The sequence below is a fragment of the Clostridium sp. AF23-6LB genome (assembly GCF_003461085.1).
Classification (GTDB): Bacteria; Bacillota; Clostridia; order Lachnospirales; family Lachnospiraceae; genus Coprococcus; species Coprococcus ammoniilyticus.
In genome coordinates this window covers 761,402-781,894 of sequence record NZ_QTWK01000001.1, presented here as the reverse complement: position 1 = coordinate 781,894, position 20,493 = coordinate 761,402, and the positions used below count along the sequence as shown (strand labels likewise).

The 20,493-nt window shown below is 40.0% G+C and carries 20 protein-coding genes and 4 pseudogenes; 7 read left to right on the top strand and 17 right to left on the bottom strand.

The window, feature by feature from the left end:
- Positions 1-189 precede the first annotated feature (189 nt).
- The 3 genes from DWY07_RS03580 to DWY07_RS03570 form a co-directional block, all read right to left on the bottom strand.
- Complete coding sequence (locus tag DWY07_RS03580) at positions 190-1,482, bottom strand: serpin family protein (RefSeq protein ID WP_117822206.1); 1,293 nt, start codon at positions 1,480-1,482, stop codon at positions 190-192.
- 166 nt (positions 1,483-1,648) lie between these two features.
- The gene (locus tag DWY07_RS03575; protein ID WP_008399983.1) at positions 1,649-2,269 is read right to left on the bottom strand and encodes a hypothetical protein; all 621 of its coding nucleotides are present in this window, start codon (positions 2,267-2,269) and stop codon (positions 1,649-1,651) included.
- Positions 2,253-2,741 carry a sigma-70 family RNA polymerase sigma factor gene (locus DWY07_RS03570; protein WP_242997296.1) on the bottom strand — a complete coding sequence of 163 codons (489 nt, stop codon included), beginning with the start codon at positions 2,739-2,741 and terminating at the stop codon, positions 2,253-2,255. Before DWY07_RS03570 ends, DWY07_RS03575 begins: the two co-directional genes overlap by 17 nt.
- Positions 2,742-2,900: 159 nt before the next feature.
- Here DWY07_RS03570 and crcB point away from each other — a divergent pair, with 159 nt between their 5' ends.
- From crcB to DWY07_RS03545, 5 genes and pseudogenes are all read left to right on the top strand, one after another.
- Entirely contained in the window at positions 2,901-3,263 is a 363-nt protein-coding gene (gene crcB / locus DWY07_RS03565) for a fluoride efflux transporter CrcB (RefSeq protein WP_117808299.1), read from the top strand.
- Positions 3,264-3,305: 42 nt separating this feature from the next.
- A complete protein-coding gene (locus tag DWY07_RS03560) occupies positions 3,306-4,514 on the top strand; it encodes an amidohydrolase (RefSeq protein WP_117808300.1) in 1,209 nt (402 codons plus the stop codon).
- A gap of 544 nt (positions 4,515-5,058) precedes the next feature.
- Positions 5,059-5,547: a pyridoxamine 5'-phosphate oxidase family protein gene (locus DWY07_RS03555; RefSeq protein ID WP_242996106.1), complete on the top strand. Its 489-nt coding sequence runs from the start codon at positions 5,059-5,061 to the stop codon at positions 5,545-5,547.
- A 160-nt stretch (positions 5,548-5,707) separates the two neighbouring features.
- Positions 5,708-6,190 (top strand): HD domain-containing protein, encoded by a 483-nt coding sequence (locus tag DWY07_RS03550; protein ID WP_021944804.1) that lies wholly within the window; start codon positions 5,708-5,710, stop codon positions 6,188-6,190.
- 476 nt (positions 6,191-6,666) lie between these two features.
- A pseudogene (locus DWY07_RS03545) lies at positions 6,667-9,312 on the top strand (SrtB-anchored collagen-binding adhesin); the annotation flags it as partial.
- On the opposite strand, the pseudogene DWY07_RS13560 reads toward DWY07_RS03545, so the two are convergent.
- The 14 genes and pseudogenes from DWY07_RS13560 to DWY07_RS03465 form a co-directional block, all read right to left on the bottom strand.
- Positions 9,302-9,556 (bottom strand): annotated as a pseudogene (locus tag DWY07_RS13560) (sigma-70 family RNA polymerase sigma factor); the annotation flags it as partial. The pseudogenes DWY07_RS03545 and DWY07_RS13560 sit on opposite strands and share 11 nt — an antisense overlap.
- Before the next feature lie 294 nt (positions 9,557-9,850).
- Positions 9,851-10,111 (bottom strand): annotated as a pseudogene (locus DWY07_RS03535) (topoisomerase DNA-binding C4 zinc finger domain-containing protein); the annotation flags it as partial.
- A gap of 169 nt (positions 10,112-10,280) precedes the next feature.
- A complete protein-coding gene (erm(B), locus tag DWY07_RS03525; protein WP_001038795.1) occupies positions 10,281-11,018 on the bottom strand; it encodes a 23S rRNA (adenine(2058)-N(6))-methyltransferase Erm(B) in 738 nt (245 codons plus the stop codon).
- 124 nt (positions 11,019-11,142) lie between these two features.
- The gene (locus DWY07_RS03520; RefSeq protein ID WP_001814874.1) at positions 11,143-11,226 is read right to left on the bottom strand and encodes a 23S rRNA methyltransferase attenuation leader peptide; all 84 of its coding nucleotides are present in this window, start codon (positions 11,224-11,226) and stop codon (positions 11,143-11,145) included.
- A 20-nt stretch (positions 11,227-11,246) separates the two neighbouring features.
- Positions 11,247-12,089, bottom strand: coding sequence for an ABC transporter permease (locus DWY07_RS03515; RefSeq protein WP_003060411.1), 843 nt, complete (start codon positions 12,087-12,089; stop codon positions 11,247-11,249).
- Positions 12,079-12,849, bottom strand: coding sequence for an ABC transporter ATP-binding protein (locus DWY07_RS03510; RefSeq protein WP_003061398.1), 771 nt, complete (start codon positions 12,847-12,849; stop codon positions 12,079-12,081). Before DWY07_RS03510 ends, DWY07_RS03515 begins: the two co-directional genes overlap by 11 nt.
- Before the next feature lie 166 nt (positions 12,850-13,015).
- Positions 13,016-13,246, bottom strand: a complete 231-nt coding sequence (locus tag DWY07_RS03500; protein ID WP_003060191.1) for a hypothetical protein — start codon at positions 13,244-13,246, stop codon at positions 13,016-13,018.
- Between the two features lie 15 nt (positions 13,247-13,261).
- Entirely contained in the window at positions 13,262-13,591 is a 330-nt protein-coding gene (locus DWY07_RS03495; protein WP_003061243.1) for a DUF3784 domain-containing protein, read from the bottom strand.
- Between the two features lie 14 nt (positions 13,592-13,605).
- Positions 13,606-13,815, bottom strand: a complete 210-nt coding sequence (locus DWY07_RS03490; protein WP_007286202.1) for a helix-turn-helix transcriptional regulator — start codon at positions 13,813-13,815, stop codon at positions 13,606-13,608.
- Position 13,816: 1 nt separating this feature from the next.
- On the bottom strand, positions 13,817-14,131 hold the full coding sequence (locus tag DWY07_RS03485) for a DUF6442 family protein (protein ID WP_003061887.1): 315 nt from the start codon (positions 14,129-14,131) through the stop codon (positions 13,817-13,819).
- A gap of 144 nt (positions 14,132-14,275) precedes the next feature.
- Complete coding sequence (locus DWY07_RS03480; RefSeq protein WP_003062215.1) at positions 14,276-15,187, bottom strand: conjugal transfer protein; 912 nt, start codon at positions 15,185-15,187, stop codon at positions 14,276-14,278.
- Between the two features lie 16 nt (positions 15,188-15,203).
- A complete protein-coding gene (locus tag DWY07_RS03475) occupies positions 15,204-16,211 on the bottom strand; it encodes a bifunctional lysozyme/C40 family peptidase (RefSeq protein WP_003059774.1) in 1,008 nt (335 codons plus the stop codon).
- Positions 16,208-18,418: an MFS transporter gene (locus DWY07_RS03470; RefSeq protein ID WP_003060083.1), complete on the bottom strand. Its 2,211-nt coding sequence runs from the start codon at positions 18,416-18,418 to the stop codon at positions 16,208-16,210. The genes DWY07_RS03475 and DWY07_RS03470 overlap by 4 nt, the downstream gene beginning before the upstream one ends.
- A pseudogene (locus tag DWY07_RS03465) lies at positions 18,418-18,672 on the bottom strand (ATP-binding protein); the annotation flags it as partial. The pseudogene DWY07_RS03465 and the gene DWY07_RS03470, both read right to left, overlap by 1 nt.
- Before the next feature lie 284 nt (positions 18,673-18,956).
- Between DWY07_RS03465 and DWY07_RS03460 the strand changes: the two are divergent.
- Together DWY07_RS03460 and DWY07_RS03455 are read left to right on the top strand one after the other, a co-directional pair.
- The gene (locus DWY07_RS03460) at positions 18,957-19,160 is read left to right on the top strand and encodes an excisionase (protein ID WP_002322728.1); all 204 of its coding nucleotides are present in this window, start codon (positions 18,957-18,959) and stop codon (positions 19,158-19,160) included.
- Positions 19,161-19,237: 77 nt separating this feature from the next.
- Complete coding sequence (locus DWY07_RS03455) at positions 19,238-20,428, top strand: site-specific integrase (protein ID WP_003062094.1); 1,191 nt, start codon at positions 19,238-19,240, stop codon at positions 20,426-20,428.
- The last annotated feature ends 65 nt before the right edge of the window (positions 20,429-20,493 follow it).

Below are 20,493 nucleotides of genomic sequence, written 5' to 3'. Positions count from 1 at the left end.
TATCGTAAATAAAATATCCATATCGTGTTTGAAAAATCATCTCTTGCAGGCAGAAGATTTTTCAGTTTTATATTTGATAAAACAAAAAACGGAGCAACTCATTTTCTGAATTGCTCCGTTGCATGTGTCTGTATTTATTTCTTATTACGATAGCACAGAGAGTATTGAAAATCAATATGGAATTGGATCTTACAGATCATTTACCCGTCCCATGAACAGGATCATTCCGGTATCCTGATCTTCAATGACATAGACAAATGGCTGGTCAACGATGAAGTTATAGGTTTCTTCCGGTGGCATCATAGCAGTTTCCTTTATTATGATATCCGTCTCCGCGGCAGCCTTTGTTCCGTTTTCATCAACGATCACTTTTGCTTTGTGAGAAACGGAAGATACCGCGATGCCATCTGCGATCTTTGAGAAATCAGCAAAAGCATATGCAGACCGGATTCCAAGTCTGTTCAGGATATCATCCAGACCGTTGATACTCTGTTCATCTGTGAATTTTGGAAGCTGAATGGTCTCTATCTCAGGAGAATCAGCATTATCCAGAGAGTCGATAAGTGCCTGTTTCTCATCACTGCTTAAAGCATCGAACAGGTTGGTGATCGTATCGCCTTCTTTAGATGGAAGGAATACTTTCATTACAACAGAATCACCATCGTAAGGAAGTACGATTCCTTTTATCGATCCGCTATCCGCATAAGAGAATTGTTCATCGTGCAGATGCATCATTGGTACGGTAGAATCTCCGTTTGTTCCGTGAAAAGTATCATCGTATGTGTTATCCTCTGTAAATGGTGTCTGCCATTTTCCTTCAAAGTAAACCGCATTAATGAGCATCATAACAGTATTTGTCGAAAGTTCATTCATGATGGATGGGATCATCTGATTTGTATGTTCATTTACCCAGTTGTTTACATCCTTCACAACCTGATCGGCATGATCCGTAAAATCGGCTTCATATATCTCACCATGGTAATAGGTCTTGGCCGGAAGCAGAAAATCATCTGAGATATTAGCCGCCCAGTCTTTTCCGGTGGTCATCCAGATGGAATTTGCAGTATTTACATATGTCTGCTTGGACCAGTCTTTGTTCAGATAGCTTTGCATTTCCGTATTCCAGGTTGAAAGATCTTTGATGCCAAGTGTTGATTCCAGTTCCGTTTTCGTTTCGCCCCCGGCACCCTGATCGAGCATGGACAGTGCACTGGAAATACTGTAAGGGGAATAAAAACAGTTGCTGTCTTTTGGAAGTGCATCATACAGGTCAAATGCAAAATTGTTGACACCGTTTTTAAGTTCCTCATAGGAATCGACGGGCGCCGGTTTTGCTCCGACTGCGATGTCACTTCCGAGTTCCTTTGATGCTAAAAGTTTTTGTTTGGTGACGCTGCCGCCATTATTATCTGCGTTTCTGCATCCTGCAAGACTTGTGCACAGACATGCACCAAGTAATAAGCTGATTATCTTTTTATTCATAAATAATCCTCCATTTCTTTCGTGGTCAGATATGAATAATACTAACATATATCAGTGAATAAGAATATTCAAAAAAATATATAGTCTTATCAATGTCCGGTTTATTTGCTTCTTTAATTTACATACGAAAGAAAATGGAGGATTTATGGAATTATTTTAAAAATTTTTATTCTTCGGTCACGGAATAGGTGGCAGCTTCATCCGATAAGGATTCCGCATCTACACCGAGATCTTTTTCCGCATTTACAAACCATGCCGGAGTATCGGAAGATACATTCATGTTGTTGAAGATATAAGTACCATCTGCATCAAACAGATATTCGGCATAGCCATAATCATCGGCAGTTCCGCCTATGACGATCACATGTGTGATATGATCGGCATCCGTGTAATCATATCGGAAGTAGGTATCTGTACTGCATTTGTCTGTGATATCGGTCTGCTGTCCGTTCAGGGTGAAATACAGTCTTCCGGCTTTCGCGGTGACATAGGTTTGATCGGTTGATTCGATACGGAAAGACATGGTAGCGTCTTCTGCATCGCATTCGACCTTCGTACCATTTGCAGTAGAGAATACCTTATGCACCCAGGTGCTTCCGGTTGCTGCCAGACAGATGCCATTTGACAGACAAAAGATGGCTGCCAGTCCGGCAACTGCGTAGGAAAGTCTGCGTGTGATCGTGTGGATCCGCAGCTTCTTTGAGCGTTCCGGGGTGATGTTGATGACTGCATCTGAGTGGATCATGTCAAATGTTTTCTTATAGCGTTCTTTATTCTGATTGTTCATAGTCCCAAGCCTCCTTTAGGGTGTCGCGAAGCACGGTACGTCCGCGGTTTAACCGGACCTTTACGTTGCTTTCGCTGATCTTTAGAATGTCTGCAATTTCCTTAATGGAATAGTCTTCATAATAAAACAGATGGATCACTGTCCGGTATTTTTCCGGCAGCTTCATGACTGTTTCAAATAATTCCTGGCTTTCAGTATCAGAAAAATTCAGTTGTTCCATATAATCTTCCAATGATGTCCGGTTCCTGTGCCAGAAGGTGCGAAGCATATTTTTTGACTGATTGATCGTAACCCGGATCAGCCATGCCCGGATATGCATTTCATTGTTAAAATCCACGGCACCTGAATGATAGCGTAGAAATGTTTCCTGAACAACATCTTCGGCATCCTCCCGGTTCTGACAAATGGAAAATGCAATGCGGAACAGATTGTCCTGATACATTTGTATAACAGTTTGTGTTGGTAATCGCATAGTCACATCCTCTTTTCTTGTGTTAAAAGGCCTTTCAATAATAACACAATTCATCCGGTTTAAAGGTTACAAAAATACAAATTATACTTGCATAAAATTTGTATTGTTTTATCATTTGATAGTGTAGGTATGAAATGACAGAAAGAGAGAAAAGATAAAATGGTAAAATGTTTGTTAGTTGGCGTTGGAGGCGGCATAGGTGCAATTCTTCGATATTTGATTGGTTTAATACCGGTGGGAGCACAAAACAACTTTCCGATAAAAACATTATTGATTAATGTAATAGGAGCATTTGTTATTGGCTTAATTTCTGTGTCGGCAGAAAAGTATCAGGTATCACCACTTCTGGTTTTGACATTAAAGACGGGAGTGTGTGGTGGATTTACGACGTTTTCTACATTTGCGTTGGAAACAGATCAATTAATACAGAGCGGGAATTACGGATTTGCGATACTTTATATAGGATTAAGTGTGATATTAAGTGTTGCTGCGGTGTTTGCTGCACAAATACTTATGAAGTAACGATGAAACGATGAAGATTTATGGGAATAGAGGGCTGACGATATGGATAAGAGAGAGCAATATATAGATAAACAGATTATAGAGCAAATAATGGAACTGCGAAAGCAGCTCCACCGGATCCCGGAGCATTCCATGCAGGAAGTAAAGACAAAACAGTTGCTGATGGATTTCTTAAAATCGCATACAGCATTAGAGATCGTAGATTGTGGGGCGTGGTTTTATGCGGTGAAAAGAGCAGATGATCGGGTAACCACAGAAAATGATAAAACATTCCATGTGAGTGAAGTGGCTGCGGAAATACCAGAGCAAATGGAGGAGTATAAGCAGCCGATTGCATTCCGGGCAGATATGGATGCGGTATGTGGCAAAGATGGAAAGCCGGGGCATTTCTGTGGACATGATGGACACAGCAGTGTGCTATGTGGACTTGGCTTGTATCTGGACAGCAGAAAAGATCCGTTGGCACAGGATGTATATCTGATCTTCCAGCCGGCAGAGGAGATTGGAAAGGGTGCAGAGCTTTGCAGAAGCCTGATCAAAGAAAAGCATATCGGAGAAATCTATGGCTTTCATAATATACCGGGGAAGCCGCTTGGAACGGTACTTGTGAAGGATGGAACATTTGCATGTGCTTCAACGGGCTTAGAGATCCACATGACAGGAACGCCGAGCCACGCAGCATATCCGGAAGCTGGCAGAAATCCCGGATATGCACTTGCCGGACTTCTGCTTCAGATTGAAGAACTGACAAAGCAGTTTAATGAGACGAAGGGATTTGTCCGCATGACTTTGATCGGGATGAAACTTGGAAGTGAGAACTACGGTGTAGCGGCATCGGACGGGTATCTGAGACTTACCGTTCGAAGCGAAGGCGAACAGGTATTTCGTGAGTATCTGGCAGAGATCCGTAAGCTGGCAGAGGTTATGGCACAGAAGGAAGCTCTGGAACTTTCGATAAAGGAGATTGAACGGTTTCCATCTACGGATAATCATGCGGAACAGGTGCAGAAGATCCGGGCATGTGCGGCTTCTCACCAGATTCCATATATAGAGCTGCCTGAGCCGATGCACTGGTCGGAGGACTTTGGCTGGTACTTGCAGGAGACAAAGGGCGCATTTTTCGGCATTGGTGATGGAGAGGATTATGCCCAGCTTCATACAGAGCATTTCGAATTTCCCGATTCCATACTTGAAACCGCAGTTACTATGTTTGCCGGGTTGTGTGTTGACATAAAAGAGGGGGAATGTTAATATAATATCAAAAGATGCTACCGATAGACGGTTAGCCTTGATAATGTTTTGGTCACAAAAAGGACCGCTCACAGTTTACCGGGCTGGGCGGTTTTTTTGTGCCTATTTATTGCTCTTAGAACCAACGGTATAACCAAGAGCAAAGCAAGTAATGCATAAGCTGATAATGGCTATAAAAAGCTCCGTTGTAAGCATAAGCACCGACCTCCTCAACAGATTTCCATAAATGGATTTCTATGTAAACACAGGCTATAACTCCTGTGGAGAAGACTGACCGCCTACCGAATAGGGTAGCACCGTGATTATTATATCAAACAAATGTTCTGCATGCAACTTTAAATAATTATAAATGTTCACTTGTCAGATAACACAAATCTGGTATATAATAAAAAAGAACAGAGAGGTTCGACGATGTGCGAATTCTCTGTTTTTTTTACTTTATAGGAAAGTACGCCCTATTCATAAGTTTATTGTTGATGATTGAGGGATGGAAAATAAGTCTTTAATAATAATTTAAGCCCAATGTGGCTAAAAGGAGAACATAATGAACAGACCAATGAGAAGACAAAAATGTGAAGTTACAGATCCGGTGAAGATTGAGCAGATCATAAAGAAAGCAGGCGTGGTTCACCTTGGTATGGTGGATGAGGGAAAGGCATACATTGTTCCATTACATTATGGATATATTTATAAGGATGGTGGACTTACGTTATATATGCATGGCGCAACGGAAGGACGCAAATATGACGTGATCGCAGCCAATCCAAATGTATTTATCGAGATTGATACAGATATGGTACTGACCAGTGGTGGTGAAGTTCCATGTGAATATGGGGCAAATTATGCTTGCGTGATGGGAGAAGGAACTGCCAGCATTCTGACCGATGTTGATGAGAAGGTTATGGGACTGGAGCTTATAATAAAGAGTCAGCTGGGAAGAGATTTTATCATTACAGAACCAATGACAAAATTGGTGAATGTGATCAAGGTTGTTGTTCCGGAATTATCGGTAAAAATGAATCAAGAAAAATAAAAAGAACATTAAGAAAAAGTAATAGTTTACCACGTATAAATTGTGCTATCATGGGTAAGAATAAATAGCCGGTTTGAGAAAAAAGCAAGGAATTGGAAAATAGTTGGCAGTAGTTGAATGATGTAAGAGACAGAGATTAGGGAATTCAGGAGAATCCAAAATGGAAGCGAATCGTATCGAAGAAAAAATATATAAATATGGTGCGGATATCCTGGCATCAGAGGGTATGCAGAAAGAAAAAACATTTGTGCAACATGGTTCAATAACCTGTTACGATCATTCCCTGCGGGTGGCGGAGAAAAGTCTGGAGCTTGCAGAGAAATGTTCCGCATATATTGATGAACGGTCGCTGGTGCGTGGAGCACTGCTTCATGATTATTTCTTGTATGACTGGCATGAGAAGGATGGCGGACATCGGCTGCATGGTTTTTTTCATGCAGAACGAGCCTTGCATAATGCCAGACGGGATTTCAATTTGAACTTCATTGAGCGGGATATCATCCGAAAGCATATGTTCCCACTCAACATAACACCTCCAAAGTTCCGGGAGAGCTGGATCGTAACATGGGCGGATAAGTTGTGCGCCGCCGAAGAAACCACCAGAGTCCTCCGCCTTGCCGTCACAAAAACCGTCAGAGGCTGATCATAATGCAGCATGCTGCATATAGCTAAAGAATAATATTGACATCTATAGAAAAAGAACAACATTATACATATTTTCGCAAGCTGTTTGCAGCCCGATAAGTGTATGATCTTGTTCTTTTTTTATTACGTTTTTTGATAGAAATTATTGATTTATGTAAGTACATCCTATAAAATAAAAAAGGTTTCTATTAAAAACACAATAAAAATCTGATTATCCGCTAAAACACAGTATCTATCAGCATTTTCAAGGAAACAAACACATCAATTTACTACTTATTTACTACCATTGAATGAGCCTTGATACGCAAGTTTTCCTAGATATGCAAAGATATGGTACAGCACATCAGTATTGAAACAAGAAAAATTGAATAACTCATAGACTATGGAACGCCTAAAATGACGTTCCTTTTCTATTTTCAGCCGTTCATTATGGACGGTTATTTTATTACCAAAAATGAAAGGAGCATTAGATTTATGAAAAAGATGTTAAAACGATTGTGTACGGGCTTCTTAGCTCTTGCAACTGTCGTTACTGCTTTGCCGACTACACCCGTTCATGCAGAAAGTAAGCAATACTGGACGGAGTCAAAAGAGCGTGTCGGTATCGTTGAAAAAGTAATGAATGACGGTTCGATTGGTTCTACCTTTAATGAGGGACATTTGACCGTTGAGGGCGAGGACGCTTACTGTATCGACATTAACACAGACTTTAAGAATGGCTACAAGACCAGAGCTGACGCAAGCACCCGTATGAGTGCCGACCAGATAAGCGACGTTGCCTTATCTATCGAATATGTAAAACAGTACACAGACAGCCACAACGGAATAAGCAAAAACCACGCCTACCTTTTAAGACAGCTTGTTGTCTGGCAGAGATTAAGCGTACATCTTGGCTGGCAATGCGATAACGTGCGAGCTTCTTATGATGAAATTCCAAAGGCAACGCAGGACGAAGTTTTCGCTGGTGCAAAAGCCTTTGTCAAAGAGAATAAAGGACGCTATGAATGTGGCGGTTATATCTACTCTGGCGAGGGGCAGGAATTGGGACAATTCTGGGCGAAACTCAATGTTGGAAATGCGAAACTTCAAAAGACTTCCAGTAATACCAGCATTACAGACGGTAACGGGAATTACTCTATCGCTGGTGCGACATACGGTGTCTTTGCTGATAAGGACTGCACGAAACAGCTTGCCACCCTTACGACTGATGAAAACGGAAATACAGATGTCGTAGAGGTAACGGCTGACACAGTCTATATCAAGGAATTATCCGCACCAGCAGGATATAAGGTTGATACAAATATATATTCCTTAAAGGTTGAAGCTGGAAAGACAGCGACCTTGAACGTATCAGATACACCAAAGGTAACAGACACTTTGATTGAACTCTTCAAGATTGATATGGAAACACAGAAAGACAATCCGCAGGGGAACGCTTCTTTAGCAGGTGCGGAATTTACATGGAAGTATTATACTGGCTTCTACAATAAAGACAATCTCCCTGCCGAAGCTACAAGAACATGGGTTACAAAGACAATCGCCGAAACAGACAGCGACGGTACAATCCACTATGTTACAAAATTAGCGGACGCATACAAGGTATCTGGCGACAGTTTCTATATGCAGGACGGCAAAGCCGTTCTTCCACTTGGAACACTAACCGTAGAAGAAACAAAAGCTCCAAACGGTTACTTGCTGGACGGTGCATATATGCAGGCTGGCGATAAGTCCGAACAGATTAAGGGCTTATATGTAACACAGATTACCGAGGACGGCGACCTTGCCGTATTGACTGGAAGTAACCAGTTTTCTGTATCAGACAAGGTTATCCGTGGCGGTGTGAAAATTCAGAAACGAGATTTAGAAACGGGCGATACAAAACCACAAGGAAGTGCCACTTTGAAAGATACTGCCTTTGACATCATTTCCTTAAATGATAATGCGGTACTGGTTGAGGGCAAGCTATACAAGAAAAATGAAGTGGTAAAGACAATCCATACAGACATTGAGGGTGTCGCTTCTACGTCTGCTGACCTTTTACCTTATGGAAAATTCCGTATCGTTGAGAGTGAAGCTCCAAACGGATATTTGACAGACGGTGCAAAACCGATTGATTTTGCAATCACAGAGAATGGAAAAATCGTTGATTTAACCGACGAAGCCCATTCTATCTACAATCAGATTAAGCGTGGAGATATTGAGGGCGTAAAAATCGGAGCAGGCACACACAAGCGTCTTGCTGATGTTCCCTTTAGGATCACAAGCAAGACAACGGGCGAAAGTCATGTTGTGGTAACTGATGATAACGGGCAATTCTCCACTTCTTCTGACTGGGCTTCTCATAAGCATAATACCAACGCAGGAAAGACCAGCGAGGACGGTGTATGGTTTGGAACTTCTAAACCAGACGACAGCAAAGGGGCGTTGCCTTATGATACCTACATCATTGAAGAAATGCGTTGCGATAGTAACAAAGGCTTTGAGCTTATCCCACCTTTTGAAATCGTGGTATCAAGAAATAACCTTGTGATTGATTTAGGTACTTTGACTGATGAATACGAAAAAGAAATCTCTATCCATACCACAGCGACCAGTAAGGACGGCGAAAAGACAATCCTTGCAGGAAAAGAGGTAACAATCGTTGATACCGTCAAATTAGACGGACTTACAAAAGGCACAAAATATCAGCTCAAAGGCTGGCAGATGTTAAAGGAAGAAAACACCGAGCTTCTTATCAATGGAAAGCGTGTAGAAAATGACTATACCTTTATCGCTGATGATGAAGCTATGAAAGTGGAAATTACTTATACATTCAATGCGTCCGAGCTTGGCGGTAAAAATCTGGTAACATTCGAGGAATTATACGATTTGAGCAATCCAGAAGAACCCGTAAAAGTTGCGGAACATAAAGACATTGAGGACGACGGACAGACGGTACTTATCACAGAGCGTATCATCAAAATTCATACGACTGCTACCGATAAGGACGGCAACAAAGAGCTTGAAGCTGGAAAAGAGGTAACAATCATTGATACCATAACCTTAGAGGGCTTAGAAGTCGGCACACAGTACAAACTTGTAGGCTGGCAGATGTTGAAAGAAGAAAATGCAGAGCTTCTGCCAATTCATCATCAAGGACACGAATATCAATGCCACATACTGAAAAGATTGTATAATCTGTTTCGTAGTCGTCCCAAACAGCCATTTTATCAACAAGGACATCTGGCAATTCGCTGAAAGATATTTCTTTATTCTTACGACGGTTTAATTCCTTGTAATAATCTTTCACGACACTACGGACAACTTTCTTTAAACAACTTTCAAAACGACATTGAACTGTTTTCTGGAAGTCAGACGGTTTCATCAATCTCACCTCCTTTCCTTTATGATTTGAAAAGTGTTTATCCCTCTTTCCGCACCATATAAGGACAGCTAGGTGTGATTTAATGACCTCTTTTGAAAAATTTTTTAAATTTTTTCGGGTATGAAAAAAGCCCGCACAAAACATATAGTCTGTACGAGCCTTTAAAGCTAAAACATAGTAATATTGTATCATTAAGAATCACAAATCACAAGTGATTTGTGATTAATCACTTGTGATTTGTGATAAGTGATTTGTGATTAATATATAAAAGCCCTCTTTAAAGGGCTTTTATGTTTATTTTGAAAAAGAGATAAAATCAATATATCCCTTTTCCCCAATTTTTACAACGGCATTGTAGGGCTTTTTCTCTTTGTTTTTGATTCCTTTTACCAGGGTTTCTTTTCCCTCCAGTAATTCTTTTACATTCGTTTTGGTTAGTTTTTTCTTTCTAAAATGTTCAGCTAAAGTAAACTTACATTCAGGATAATTTGAACAACCATAAAACGATTTTTTTAATACAATATTGTTGCCACACTTAGGACATTTTCCTACAAGGGGTCCCGAGCGCTTAGTGGGAATTTGTACCCCTTATCGATACAAATTCCCCGTAGGCGCTAGGGACCTCTTTAGCTTCTTGGAAGCTGTCAGTAGTATATCTAATAATTTATCTCCATTCCCTTTAGTAACGTGTAACTTTCCAAATTTAAAAAAGCGACTCATAGAATTATTTCCTCCCGTTAAATAATAGATAACTATTAAAAATAGACAATACTTGCTCATAAGTAATGGTACTTAAATTGTTTACTTTGGCGTGTTTCATTGCTTGATGAAACTGATTTTTAGTAAACAGTTGACGATATTCTCGATTGACCCATTTTGAAACAAAGTACGTATATAGCTTCCAATATTTATCTGGAACATCTGTGGTATGGCGGGTAAGTTTTATTAAGACACTGTTTACTTTTGGTTTAGGATGAAAGCATTCCGCTGGCAGCTTAAGCAATTGCTGAATCGAGACTTGAGTGTGCAAGAGCAACCCTAGTGTTCGGTGAATATCCAAGGTACGCTTGTAGAATCCTTCTTCAACAATCAGATAGATGTCAGACGCACGGCTTTCAAAAACCACTTTTTTAATAATTTGTGTGCTTAAATGGTAAGGAATATTCCCAACAATTTTATACCTCTGTTTGTTAGGGAATTGAAACTGTAGAATATCTTGGTGAATTAAAGTGACACGAGTATTCAGTTTTAATTTTTCTGACGATAAGTTGAATAGATGACTGTCTAATTCAATAGACGTTACCTGTTTACTTATTTTAGCCAGTTTCGTCGTTAAATGCCCTTTACCTGTTCCAATTTCGTAAACGGTATCGGTTTCTTTTAAATTCAATTGTTTTATTATTTGGTTGAGTACTTTTTCACTCGTTAAAAAGTTTTGAGAATATTTTATATTTTTGTTCATGTAATCACTCCTGAAGTGATTACATCTGTAAATAAATACAGAAGTTAAACGATTTGTTTGTAATTTTAGTTATCTGTTTAAAAAGTCATAAGATTAGTCACTGGTAGGAATTAATCTAACGTATTTATTTATCTGCGTAATCACTGTTTTTAGTCTGTTTCAAAACAGTAGATGTTTTATCTACATTACGCATTTGGAATACCAACATGACGAATCCCTCCTTCTTAATTACAAATTTTTAGCATCTAATTTAACTTCAATTCCTATTATACAAAATTTTAAGATAACAGTCAAGAACATATCTGCACAAGTTGTAGATATACCATAAATGCTGATAATCAACATGATTACGCTTACCATCAAATAAGTAAGTGTTTCTTGCTTATTAAAATTATCCATAGTACAACGTGAATTCCAGAGAAAAAGAGAAATCGCACCAAGAATAATACTTAAAACAAAAATGACATTTCTTTTTTTACTGTCACGGAACATTTTCTTTTCATTTTGTTTGTCAAAATAAAGAAAATCACGTATCGTCATTTTACTTATTCTTCTTAATAGATTAAGCAAAACCAAAACATAAATAGTTAAAAAATAAATTATCAATAGTCCAATAGAAACGAAATTCAAAGAAATAAAGAGAGTTTTTGGAATACCCAGTAAGTTTACAATTACTAACGACACAAACTGGCTGAATAAAAAGCCAATAGGAATAGCTAATACAAATGCTAAAATTCCCAACAGTATATTTTCAATTACAACTAAGTGGGCAATTTCTTTTTTCTTAATGCCAAGAAGCATATATGTTCCTAATTCTTTACTTCTTTTTTCAAACATAAATTTCGTTGTATAGTTGATCAAAAAGCATATCACAAAAATAATAAGAATATTTACAGCGAACAATGAATTCTTAAATGCATCCATACTGGAACATAACTTTACAATTTCATCAGAATTTGCCACCAAATTAAAAGCAAATATAAGAGAAAAGGATGCAGTAACGGTTATCAGATAAATCAAATAATCTTTAATATTTCTTTTTGTATTTCTATACGCTAACTTACCTAACATTTCCCACTTCACCTCCGAGCAAGGTTAATATATCCAGTATTTCATTGAAGAAATCTTTTCTGCTTTTTTCCCCTCTGAAAATTTCATTGAATATTTTACCGTCTTTCAAGAACAAAATACGTTCACAGAAAGACGCACTAAACGGGTCATGTGTTACCATTAAAATAGTAGCCTGCATTTTCTTGTTGATTTCAGACATTGTTTCCAGTAATAATCTGGAAGCTTTTGAGTCCAAAGCTCCCGTCGGTTCATCAGCTAAAATCAGTTTCGGTTCATTGATTAAGGCTCTAGCACAAGCACAACGCTGTTTTTGTCCGCCAGAAACTTCATAAGGAAATTTCGATAAAATATCACGAATACCCAATTTATCGGCGATAGCATGAACTCTTTTCTCAATATCAGTAGGGTTCTGTTTGTTGATAACCAATGATAAAGAAATGTTTTCTCCAATCGTTAAAGTATCTAAAAGGTTGAAATCTTGAAAAATGAACCCTAAATTTTCACGTCTGAAATCAGCAAAATCTTTATCCTTGATTTTGGTAATATCTTGATTATTGACTGTAATGTGTCCGCTGGTTACAGTATCAATCGTAGAGATACAGTTTAATAGGGTAGTCTTTCCAGAACCACTAGCTCCCATGATTGCGACAAATTCGCCCTTATCTACATACATAGAAATACCGTCTACTGCCTTTGTGATATTTCCAGAGTTACCCCCGTAGTATTTTTTTACTTGCTCTAAATTTAAAATGTGTTCCATTAAAAATCGCTCCTTTCTTCCTGCCACATTTATTTGTTTTGGAATACAATTAAATTATAGCAAGGGCAGTATTCAATTACACTTACAGTTTTGAAAGTAAACAGAGAGTAAAAGAGCCGTGATAATGCAGATCACAATTTTGTGAAGCATTTCCACGACCCTTTTATTATAATTTTGCCTTTGTCTTTTTCGTAATGATATAAATATATTCTTCTGGTGTAGGGCGTTTATTCCCAAAATACTTTTTGAAATTTGCCTGCACCTCTGGGTCGGTGCTATTCATAGCTTCATCAATCGTAGCTTCAATATCCGCCCGAACATCAGCCAATGATACACCGCCAGCTTTTGCACCAGCTTTCAATGCCTTTTTTATATCTCTTTTGTTCAGTCCTATCATATTCATACCTCAATTCTACTTTTTAAAGCTAATAAGTTTTCCATTGTATTTTACAATGATGAATATGATATAAAACACTCCTACAACAATCAAAATAAGACCTATGTAATAGCCTAATTCAGAATGAGAGATTAAATTGATAATCGGCATAACAAGAATACCAATACTAACCAGTAAAGTGCCTATTCCTATTTTTTTTGTAAACACCTTTTTATCTTTAGGGTCAAGTTGTGTATAATGATAACCATGTAATAAAGTAATATTCTCTTTTATACCTATTTGATAAGATGTAAAAAGTAAAAACAATCCTATAACTATTTCAACAATCAATTCCTCTAATTCCATAATCGTTCTCTCCTTTAATCAAAATAAAATAATTCTTCAAATTTTTTATCTAAAGCTATACAAAGCACTAATGCCAATTTTGCTGTTGGATTAAATTGTCCAGTTTCAATAGAACTAACTGTATTCCGAGAAACCCCGACTAGTTCAGCTAATTCTGTTTGTGATAATTTTTTTTCTTTTCGTACAGTTTTTAATCTGTTTCGCAAAATTAAATGTTCGTCCATTCTATAAACCTACCATTAAAAATTTATAAAAGTAATACCCCATAAATAGAAAAAAGAATAAAGCAATAACAAATTTGGATTTATTTTTTGAAATATGTGCTTCATAACCCATAGAGCCAAATGCCACAGACCCAATAATTGTCATTATGTCATAGTAAGGTTCTTTACAAACTGCTTTAATGAAAAGAATTAAAATGCAGATAAATAAAACAAACATTAAGCCAAAAGATTTCCCTTGAAGTTTAATATGTTTTTCGTATTCATCAAGATATAGATTCTCTTTTTTGTTTTGTGATAGTATTTTTTCTTTATCCATTATATAACGCTCCCTTCAAATAATACCAAGTACACTTGTCATTTATATTATAGCATTCGGTCATTACAAGTCAATATTTTTGCACAGTTTTCTTGTCGTTTTGTAAAAGCGTGCAAATCTGATAGGAAATGCACGCTATATCATTTATCCTACAATCTTCCAGTTACTATCCTTATGTAGCACAAGCTCATACTGCGATACCTGCGTCGCTTTTGTCTGATTATCAATGAATTTTACCGCAACCTTGACTTTCACATTGTCGCCGTCCTTTATAAAGATAGGGTTTACCAGTTCAGAATAAAGGTAGTCCCTGCCGATAGGTTCAATCACATTTCCCAATACATAGTAAGCAAGCTCTTTTTCCGTCGCTGTTGGGTACAGCTTAAAGAATGTTTCCAGAAAAGCGGTAGCGTCATTTACCGTATCAGCGTCCACGCTTGCGTCTGCTTCTGGTGTCTTAGGCTCATAGTCTGATTTTTCAACTGCTGGTGCAAGGGTAGGGTTTTGAACGATTACCATATCCCCGTCTGCGTCCACATAGACTTTTACAGTATAGGTTGCTTTCACATTGCTTGTCTGTTCTCCCTCTTTTATCTGCTGATCTACTTCGTAGGTAGCAGAAAAAGTGTCCGCTCCCGATTGCTCGATATGCCATACAATCACATCTGTAACCGTGGAGCTGGTCGGTATATCGGTTCTAATGGTGTCTACATTTAAGTCCTGCAATTCCTTTGTCAGATAACCGCTGATTGCCTGCGTCCTTGCTTCGATAGCTTCTTTGCTGTTATCCCATGTGTAATAGGACTTCGCAAAGTTTTTCACGAAATTTTCTATCCCGTTGGTGTCCTGCAAGCAAAGTTCAATGATTTCTTTTTCATGGGTGGTGTGCTGGTCGATAGCCGTAAAATTCTTATACACCCCAAAGCTCACGCTTGCGACAAGCACCACCCACAACGCAATCACGGTTTTCTTATGTGTGCCTACCTTGACAGTACGCACCTTTTTTTCTTTTGGTTCTTTGATAGTTTCTGTCTGTTTCTTATTCTTCTTAAACATATTTTTCAAGTCCTTTCTATTGTTTTACTCGTCCTGCACCGATTAAGTGCTGTTGCCAGTAACTACTACTTAGGTCTGCATATCCTATCGGGTCGCCTGCGTGGTACATCTGTGTCGGCGAAACAAGAATACCGACGTGTGTTACATACGAACCAGCGTTATAGGTGGAATGGAAAAACACCAAATCGCCTGCTTTTGCCTGCGAGAGTGGCAGATGTTGGGTTGCGTCATACTGTGCTTGTGCTGTTCTCGGTAAGGAGATACCAGCTTTTCCATAGCACCATTGCGTCAATCCCGAACAATCAAAGGAAGTATTCGGGTTACTGCCACCATACACATACTTCCAGCCTTGATATTTCAACGCTTCATTCATTACCTTTTGTGCCAGTTCTCCCGATACCTGCGGAACTGCTAAATACTGATTGACTACTTCCACATAGAACATATTTCCATAGCCATACCGCCAGCCCCCATTCTTAGCAACGGCTATCGGGTTGGTGTAGGTTACTTTCTTTCCACCCGATTTCTCACGGGCGAAGCTCTCTGCAAGATTAAAAGTGTGTTTTTTTCCTTTTCCTGCCACATATCCCACATAGCCACCGCCATAGTTATAAGACTGTATCGCTACATTCAAGTCGTCGATACCTTGATTTTTGCAGGAAGAAAGCAGGGACGCAAAATACTTACACCCCTGCTTGATTGAGCTTTCCGTATCTAAGGAATTAGGCGGTAAACCAAGACTTTCCGAACTCTGCATAACATCTTCTGCCGTACCGCCACTTTCTACTTGAATGATAGCAAGTAACACATTGACATACTCGGAGATACCGTTTTCTCTGGCGTATTTTTCTACCATAGGCTGATGTTTCAAGACTTCTGCGGATAGGTTCATACCCGTAATGCCAGAAGAAAAATTGCTGTTCTCGTCGTCGCTGTCCGCACTAATGAGGACGCCAAAGAAAAGCACCAGAGAAAAGAGGATAGGAAACAGACTGCCAATGATAGCGATATGTTTCAGTTTCATTTTTTCTTCTGTCCTTTCTTCGTTACAAGGTTACGGGTTTTCTCTATGGTCTGCTGGTTCTTCTGGACGCTCTGGGTCTGCTGAACCTTTATCCTGCGGTCTTTGGTGTCATTCTGGCGTGTTTCCTGCGATACCACTTTTTCTACATTCTGCCTATGTACTGTCTGTGTAGGCTGGGGTGCTTTCTTATCAGAAGCACCAGAAGATAACGGACGCTCTTTGATAACATTTGTCTTGACTGGCTCACTTGCTTTCGGAGTTGGAGCTGTGGCTGGGCGTTTGACTTCCTGCATTTTTTCAACACTCGGCTTTGGAATGGTTGAAGCTGTGACTGGTCGCTCATGGGGACGGGTAGCTCCCGTTGTCGCTGATCCGTCAGCCTTTCGCTGTACCTGCCTTGCTTCTTGTGCCTTTTGAAGCTCCATACGTTTGTCAGCGATATTTTTCTTACGCTGTTCCTGCTTTTCCAAGCGTCCCGTCTGTCTGGACTGCTGTTCCTGCACCATGCCACGCTTGAAGTCGGACACGCTGGACTTTGCCTTTTCCTTTGCGGAATACACCGCATAAGCGGTCTGTGTCGGCATATCCTTGATATTCTCTTTGACAGCGTTTGCCTTGTCTTTCACTTTATTTTTCGTATCTAAAACAGCACCGACTTTTGAACCTGCACGCTGTCCCATGCTGGAAGTGGTATTGCCCCGATTTTCTTTAGAAGCCGTATTTTTTCTTTCGGCTCTCTTGCCAGCAACGGCACTTCCAGCCACCGCACCAGCTACACCGCCCGAAATACCGCCAGCACTTACCGCCCTTGCAATACGGTGTTCCATACGCCTAGCCCGATGTCGCATAAACAGATACGGTCTGCGGAATATGCGTCGTCCCATGCTTTGACTGTCGCCAGCATTAAGTGAGAACATACTCATTAAGTCGCCCAGCTTCATGTAGATACCAGCGAAACATACTATCTGCAAGAACGCCACCATAAAGAATGGGTAGTCTGTGGAAATGTTGTAAAACATACTGGAAATACTAAATGCCACCGTTACAATGAGCGTTATTCCTGCCCGTGTCATTATGGTATTAAATACTCTCACGATTGCCTGCTTTGCCATGCTTTCATAGCTCGGTATCATGGAAAGTAAAAAACTGATAGGTAAAAACATTGCAAAGATAATAAAAAGTATCTGGCTGAACAACATCATGCCCGTAAGCAAGAATACAAATATCGTGATACCCAAGTTAAAGAACAAGAGGAAGAACACCATACCCAAACGGTTCACGACCTGCGGTATTGTCAGATTGTTATTGTCGTTGTCCTCGATTTCTGTTTTCACGACTTCCTCTCTGGTTTTCCCGTCCTCGTCCTCTGGACTTGCCGATACGAGAGCTTCTACACGGTCTGTCCCGATTTCTTCTGCGTTGCTGTTCCCGAATTGAAGCAAGAGCCACGGCTGTTCCACTTGAATAGAAAATAGGCTGTCCCGTATCAAGTCCACGCTGTCCTTACCCTCGCTGTCGGAGTTAGGGAGCATGATTTTTGTTCCCAAATCCAAAGAAGCGGTACTGATGTCTGATGAAAATTCATTTATCTTCTTGATATAGTCGGGAGCATAAGCAATAAATGAAGCGGACAGCACGAACACCACCACAAAGTTGATAACAGCGTGAAGTGCTTTGCTGGTTTCCCGTTTTATCAGTCCCGTATAAGCAACGTACATTCCCACCACTAAGATAATGAGAAGCAGGAAACCAACATAGAAGCCCGTAGAAGAAAAGCCGTTCTCGGTAACGCCTGCAAGGGTCTGTATGCTCTTTCCGATACTGTCTGCCATATCATTGATGAAGTCCAGCTTATAGGCTTCCTGCACCACATAGCCCGTTGCATTACTCAAATACAAACTGATAGTCCAGACAAAGTTGGTAATGCAGTACAGCCCGTATTGTACCGATTTTCCGATACCGTCGAGCCAGTTCCACGGAAGCCACGACCAGCTATTATCGACGAAAAAATCAAGCTGGTAGTTGGAAAGGGGATATTTTGAATAAAGATTTTCTGCGTTTATGGTATCGTCTACAAGCCCCGTCGCATGAGCCACCGTCCCCAAAAGTGAAAGCAGGATAAGGGAGAGTGCCACCACGAACAGAGCCATTTTGAGAAAGTGGAAAATCTTCTTTTTTGTGAACACACCTTTTATCCTTTCTTTCATCACTCCACCTCATTTCTCTGTACGGGCGGTCTGGTATCAAAGGCGTGTAGCAGTTCTTCAAAGACTGGGTGTATCTGCACCACACCGACACGCCCGTATAAGTCCTGCAATAAGCATTGTCCGTTCTCCAAATCACGCAAGCGTTTCTGGTTGTTCTCATCGTCCTTGTCGATACCGAAAAACTCTAAGGTCTGCTTTATCTCGTTTATATCCGTGCTTCTAAATGCAAACTTTAAGCCGATATTGTTTTTCAGACTTTGACAACTGAATAAAGCAGACAGATACGTTTGTGAGATGGCGAGCCACGGGGACTGTACGCCACGACCTTTTCAAAAGAAAGCGAGCGACCCACGCAGTGATCCGAGAGCGACTGTTGGAAAAGTTGTTTTGCCACGACCTATCCTCACAGAATAATGATACGTCCGCATGGTGCGGTTCTGCCCACAAGAATGGGAATAGTTGAGATACTAATGGAGCTTTCCAAAGCCGTCTGCCTGCTTGTAAAAAACGACACACAGTAAAGGGGGGTGCATAGATTATGAACAATACTGATGTGCCTATTTGGGAAAAATATACGCTGACGGTTGAAGAAGCGTCCAAATACTTCCGCATTGGCGAAAAGAAATTGCGTAAATTAGCCGAAGAAAATCTTGACGCTGGCTGGGTTATCGTGAACGGCAACCGTATTCAGATTAAGCGAAAACAATTTGAAAAAATCATAGATACATTGGACGAAATCTAATGTCATTGAGCCGTAGATATGGTATAATAAATATAGCGTATCACGGCTCGTTCCATGACGGAAAGGAGCTTTACACTATGTCTAATGTAAAACGAAAAGACAGTAAAAATCGCAATTTGCGTAATGGAGAGAGCCAGCGAAAAGACGGAAGATACGTTTATAAATATACCGATATATACGGAAAGCCACAATTTATCTATTCTTGGAAACTTGTACCGACAGACAAGACACCTGCTGGAAAGCGTGATGATATATCGTTGAGGGAAAAAGAAACACAGATTAAAAAAGACCTTAACGACGGTATCGATACAGCAGGCGGTAAAATGACAGTCTGCCAGCTCTACGACAAGAAGAACAGCCAAAGAAAGAACATCAAGAGGGCTACTGAAAAAGGACGACAGTATCTTATGAACGCTCTGAAAAATGACCCATTGGGTATGAGGGCGATTGATACTGTTAAGCAGTCGGACGCTAAAGAATGGGCTATCAGAATGAGCGAAAAAGGATACGCCTATAAAACGATTGATAACTACAAGCGTTCCTTGAAAGCGTCATTTTACATGGCGATACAAGACGACTGTATCAGAAAGAACCCGTTTGAATTTAAGCTAAGTGATGTTCTGGAAGATGATACGGAGCAGAAAGTTATCCTTACACCAGAGCAGGAAGAACGCCTGCTTGCCTTTATGGAAAAGGATAAGATTTACAGCAAGTATTATGATGAGGTTGTGCTTCTGCTGGAAACGGGACTTCGTATTTCTGAATTTTGCGGACTAACGACGCATATTGATATGCAGAACAGAATACTCAATATAGACCACCAGTTATTGAAAGACAGCGAAATCGGCTACTATATTGAAACGCCAAAGACCAAAAACGGAAAACGAGAACTTCCATTGACAGAACGGGCTTATCAAGCAATCCAAAGAATACTAAAGAACAGAGGAAAGGCACAACCGTTGATTGTAGGTGGTTATAGCAATTTCCTATTCTTGAACCGTGAGGGCTTACCTAAAGTTGCAGGAAACTATGAGGGCATGGTGCGAGGACTAATTAAGAAGTATAACAAGTATCACACGGACAAGTTACCGAACATCACACCACATTCATTCCGACATACTTACTGTACGAATATGGCAAACAGAGGAATGAACCCAAACACCCTGCAATATCTTATGGGACACGCTAACATAACCATGACACTTGGCTATTATGCACACGGTACATTTCAATCTGCAAAAGCAGAACTGGAAAGACTGGCTTGTTAATATCGGAGCTTATATTTACTACTCATTTACTACTTTTGGTTGCATTTTCATGCTGGTAAATGCCA